Raw genomic sequence first — 4,457 nt, 5'->3', positions numbered from 1 at the left:
AAAGCCCCCTGATGTCAGGGAGCAAACGAAACGTTCTGCACGATATATCGAAGCACGAAGAAGGCAGCGATAAAAAGGGAAGCCAGTCCGAGCAGCGTAAAGATGAAGATTTTCTCAAAGCGGGAAAACGGGGCACTCGTTCTCTTCAAGTCCATCACCTCATCCTCCATTATAGGACATAACGAATATTTTATTCCAAAAATGCAAATCGGAAGATTTGCCGCGGCCTTCCCCTCGGCACCTTCTCGAGCCCCGAAATCTCCACCAACCCGTTGTCGGTCCACAGCTGAAGCAGGCGATGCGCGCTGCGGACGGTAATGTCCAGCAGGTGGGCGAGCTCATGGACCTTGTATTCGTATTTACCCGAACGGGCGCGCTGGTTCAGCAGCTTGCTCAAATAGGCGCTCGTCATGCCCGCATCCTCTGCTCGCTTGATCAGCCCTGCATCCGTAAAGGATAGCACCTCCAGCACGGGATCGGCCATTTCCAGCGGCCCTATCAGCGTACCATCCTCACGCACGATAAAACAGGCGTTGCCGCCAACCTCCTTGGACTTCCGCATCGCGATGCGCGCATGGGTTCCGGCCATGCTGGCCGACCGGCCGAATCCCATGCCGATGCTGAGCGAAATGCCGTAGGTTTTGTTCACGTCTTTGGCCAAGGGAATCGTTTTGTAACCTCCGGTTTCCCGTTCGAAGATGCCGCGCGTCGTGAAAAACAGATACTCATCCCCGCCCAGATGGGTCAGATAACCATCCAGGGATTCCACGTAATCGAGCACCATCCGGTGAATATCCAGCTTCAGCTTCTGCACCTCATGCTCACTGTTCCGTCTCAGCGCCTGCGTGCCGAAATCGTCTATATTTATCATCCCGACCACAATCTGGCCTTCCCAGCTGCGGCGGGATGCCGTGGACAGCAGGGCTCGCTCCAGCGATACCACGATATCCTGATCGGAAGGAAGCAGCCATTCATTGGGTATTCCGAGCCGCGTCAGTTCTTGGGCCACGGATTCCACGCCCGTGAATGCAACAGAGCACCCGCCGGATTCGTATTGATGGCGATGAAACGCGATCAGGCTGCTCTTCGGGGCGTAAGCCGGCCCATCGTAGACGACAGCCTGTACGGCAGGGATGCCCAGATCCTTCATGGTCCGAACCACCATTGTCTCGGTTAAGGTGTCCACCGATATGCCTCCATCCAGTCGTTCCTGCTGCCCGGCATGGAACAGCGCTTTATATAAACCCGCGTCTGTGACGGGAACGTAATGTACAGGGATCTTGACCTGACCGAGCTCCTTCACCTTGCGCTGGGACAACGGATCCGAGAGGAACAACACTTCGACCTCGCTCCCCATCCGCTCCGCCAGTGCAGGGGCTTCGTCTTCATCCTGGAAAACCAGCGGCGCAGGGTCAAAGGAAGGAAAGGTTTCAATAACCTTCATGATCTTGTCAACGATCGTCCGGGTTCCGATAATACCGATACGGATTTGCTGGACAGGGGGGCGGGTCCGCTCCGTCATGATGCCTTCACTCCCATCTTTCCCATTTCCGAGAAGCCGTGCATGAGCAGGCCGGTACGGATACCTAAATCATAACCGCTATCGAAAATTTGGCAAGCGAAACGCGCTCCTCCCTGCATAAACGAATGCACCCTGCGTGCTGCTTGAGAGTAGACTTGGTGTCTCATGCGATAACCATCATGACGCCGCGATCCAGAACAAGCACATACCCATAAGCAAGAAAAAAAAGAGCCATTACGGCTCTTGAATCGATTTCTTTTCCGGATATATAACGGATTCATGAATCATGCGCATGGTGTGCGCGGCCCGAGGAATCCTTGGATCCTGCCTTTCATACGCCGATTTATTGCTATAAGGCTACCAGCCCAAATCCAGGGTCTCCCCCGTCTCCGCATAGGTCTTCAGAATGCTCATGACCATCCACCAGCTGTCCGCTGCCTTGGCGCGGGACGGATGATCCGGCGTGTATTGATCATTGACGAGCGTTAGCTTGGTACAATTGCCTATCGGCTCAAGGGTGAACGTAATGCGGGACTCCAGCTCCTCATGATTCGCGTAATACGACGGGCCCGGGTGCTCGGACAGGCTCAGTGTCTTCTGCCGCTCATAAGCCAGAACATTCCCATAGACATGAACCGTCTCCTCCCCGTCATTCCCCGGTCCCACATAAGCGTAAGGCTCCCCAACTTGAAAAGAAGATCTCAGTTCACTCCCGAAAAAGGTGGCCCGCGTTCCCTCCGGCGAAGTTAAGACATCCCATACCTTCTCCTGCGAAGCTCCGATATAAAACTCATAATGTAACGGCTCCATTTTAGTTTCCTCCCATCTTGAAATACGAAAAACCAGCTTGTCCTACTGTGATATGATGATGTTATCAAGCAGCCGCGATCCAAGTATTGTAAAAATGCGACAGGCTGCAACCTGCGGAAGCACTTCAAGCTCAAGTCCCGTGGAGGCCAGTGGTCCATCAATCCAGGCCTGCTACGGAGTTATGGGAGGTGTTTATATCCATGATTCAGCATTCTCATCAGCCCAGCCTCGGCATCTTGAACATGAAAAAAGCCGGAGAGAAATTCCAGCTCCTGCGCGTCCCCCCGTCGGAGGACCTTTCCCATTTCATCAAGCATTATTGGATCATTCATTGGGATTTAACCGATCACGAATCTCATCTGCAGGATGTTGTTCCTAATCCTTGCGCCAATCTGGTCGTTCAACCCTGTCGGACCGCTTTTTACGGCGTAGCCAGCACGAGGCATTCGCACCATCTGGAGGGCAGGGGGCAAGTATTCGGCGTCAAGTTCAGACCCGGCGGATTCTATCCGTTCATGAACACGTCCATGGACCGCCTGACGGATTCCTCCATAGGAACCATGGAGATTCTCCAAGTTGAGCCCCATAAGCTGGAGCAGGAGCTATTGACCGCAGAGGAGCCGGAGCACAAGGTTAGGTACATGGAGGAGCTTATTCGCCGCATTCTTCCCGAAGAGGATGAACAGATCGAACGGATTCATGCCATGATCGACCAAATTCATCACAACCGGGACATCATTCGGGTCGAGCAGGTTAGCGAATGGTTCCAGATGAGCCCGAGATCACTTCAGCGCCTGTTCAAGCAATACGTTGGAGTAAGCCCTAAATGGGTGATTCGCTTGTACCGGCTGCAGAATGCCGCCGAAATGCTCGAAGGCCTGGATCATCAGGATGTGCTGGAGCTGGCCATGGATATGGGTTATTATGACCAGTCGCATTTTATCCGGGATTTTAAAGCGGTGATAGGTAAAACGCCCGAAGTTTATATGAAGGAACGATAAATCTAAGGGAGGTAACAGCATGTATACGCTCCAGGCGATCGGAACGATCCATAACGAAAGAAAGGCGATTCAGGATGATTACTGGGGGGATGTCATCTCGGAGATCAAGCTTGGCGAAGAATGGAATGAAAGCTCCCTGGATGGGGTTGAAACGTTCAGCCACCTTGAAATCATCTATGTCTTCCATCTCGTCCAGGACGACAGCATCCAATATGCGGCGAGACATCCGCGGAATAATCCGAGCTTTCCCAAGGTCGGTATCTTCGCCCAGCGCGGCAAGAACCGTCCCAACAAGCTGGGAGCCACCATAGTGGAGTTGATAAGCAGAGAGGGCAGGTCCGTTTTCGTTAAAGGGCTGGATGCCGTAGACGGGACTCCCGTCGTTGATATCAAGCCTGTCATGAAAGAATTTTTGCCGAAGACAAAGACCAAGCAGCCCCAATGGGCTACGGACATCATGTCCCGTTACTGGGAATAATGATTAAGATTCTTCATAATTACAAAAAAACAGCGCTGCCGCCTGTCCTTTGAGGTTCAGGGACCGGCCTAAGCCAGCGCTGTTTCTGTTGATCCGCATCATGCTGCATAACCTTAATTGTTAATCAGATTAATTAGAAAGGCTCTGGCCCGAGACCGGCAGACGGATCTCAACCGATGTTCCGCGCTCTTCCTCGCTTCGGATGACGATCCGGCCATTGTGGCTCTCCATGATGCGCTGGACGATCATGATACCCAGCCCATTGCCGTCCGGCTTGGTGGTATGGAAGGGTTCCCCAATCCGCCGAAGCACGTCCTCCGTCATGCCGGAGCCGTTATCCGTAAAGGTCACGCGCTGATACCCATCCTCAACATCCATCTGGATGTGAATATTTCCTCCATACGGCAGGGCCTCCATCGCATTTTTCAGGATATTGAGAAAAACTTGCTTGATCTGGTTCCGGTCGCACAGAATCGTTGCATTCCGGCCGAAGCATTGAGTCATCTTTATGCCGCCAAGGCTCGCCTGAATGGCGAACAAATGAAGCACTTCCTCCAAAATCTCGCCGCAATTCTCAAGCTTAAACACAGCCGCCTGGGGTTTGCCCAGGATCATGAATTCCCCTACCATCAGATTGGCCCGCTCC

General features: G+C 53.0%; 6 protein-coding genes. 2 read left to right on the top strand and 4 right to left on the bottom strand.

Annotation, left to right across the window (positions count from 1 at the left end):
* Window positions 1-14 precede the first annotated feature (14 nt).
* From HMPREF9412_RS32740 to HMPREF9412_RS01490, 3 genes are all read right to left on the bottom strand, one after another.
* Window positions 15-155, bottom strand: coding sequence for a hypothetical protein (locus HMPREF9412_RS32740; RefSeq protein ID WP_009589499.1), 141 nt, complete (start codon window positions 153-155; stop codon window positions 15-17).
* 35 nt (window positions 156-190) lie between these two features.
* A complete protein-coding gene (locus HMPREF9412_RS01495) occupies window positions 191-1,522 on the bottom strand; it encodes a hypothetical protein (RefSeq protein WP_009589497.1) in 1,332 nt (443 codons plus the stop codon).
* Between the two features lie 357 nt (window positions 1,523-1,879).
* The gene (locus tag HMPREF9412_RS01490) at window positions 1,880-2,332 is read right to left on the bottom strand and encodes an SRPBCC domain-containing protein (RefSeq protein ID WP_009589496.1); all 453 of its coding nucleotides are present in this window, start codon (window positions 2,330-2,332) and stop codon (window positions 1,880-1,882) included.
* Between the two features lie 200 nt (window positions 2,333-2,532).
* On the opposite strand from HMPREF9412_RS01490, the gene HMPREF9412_RS01485 reads away from it, so the two are divergent.
* Window positions 2,533-3,333: a helix-turn-helix domain-containing protein gene (locus HMPREF9412_RS01485; RefSeq protein WP_009589495.1), complete on the top strand. Its 801-nt coding sequence runs from the start codon at window positions 2,533-2,535 to the stop codon at window positions 3,331-3,333.
* 19 nt (window positions 3,334-3,352) lie between these two features.
* Window positions 3,353-3,811: an SAM-dependent methyltransferase gene (locus HMPREF9412_RS01480; RefSeq protein WP_009589498.1), complete on the top strand. Its 459-nt coding sequence runs from the start codon at window positions 3,353-3,355 to the stop codon at window positions 3,809-3,811.
* Window positions 3,812-3,940: 129 nt separating this feature from the next.
* On the opposite strand, the gene HMPREF9412_RS01475 is transcribed toward HMPREF9412_RS01480, so the two are convergent.
* Window positions 3,941-4,457 (bottom strand): ATP-binding protein (locus HMPREF9412_RS01475; protein WP_009589493.1); only part of this gene is annotated, 517 nt, incomplete at its 5' end.

It is taken from the genome of Paenibacillus sp. HGF5 (assembly GCF_000204455.1).
Lineage (GTDB): Bacteria > Bacillota > Bacilli > Paenibacillales > Paenibacillaceae > Paenibacillus_AQ > Paenibacillus_AQ lautus_A.
The sequence above is the reverse complement of the archived record's forward strand: the minus strand, read 5'-3'. Positions and strand labels throughout refer to the sequence as shown.

Bases quoted from the DNA above. Each gene is read 5' to 3' on its own strand.
- HMPREF9412_RS01490 (WP_009589496.1), bottom strand. From the start codon at position 2,332: ATGGAGCCGTTACATTATGAGTTTTATATCGGAGCTTCGCAGGAGAAG.
- HMPREF9412_RS32740 (WP_009589499.1), bottom strand. From the start codon at position 155: ATGGACTTGAAGAGAACGAGTGCCCCGTTTTCCCGCTTTGAGAAAATC.
- HMPREF9412_RS01495 (WP_009589497.1), bottom strand. From the start codon at position 1,522: ATGACGGAGCGGACCCGCCCCCCTGTCCAGCAAATCCGTATCGGTATT.
- HMPREF9412_RS01480 (WP_009589498.1), top strand. From the start codon at position 3,353: ATGTATACGCTCCAGGCGATCGGAACGATCCATAACGAAAGAAAGGCG.
- HMPREF9412_RS01485 (WP_009589495.1), top strand. From the start codon at position 2,533: ATGATTCAGCATTCTCATCAGCCCAGCCTCGGCATCTTGAACATGAAA.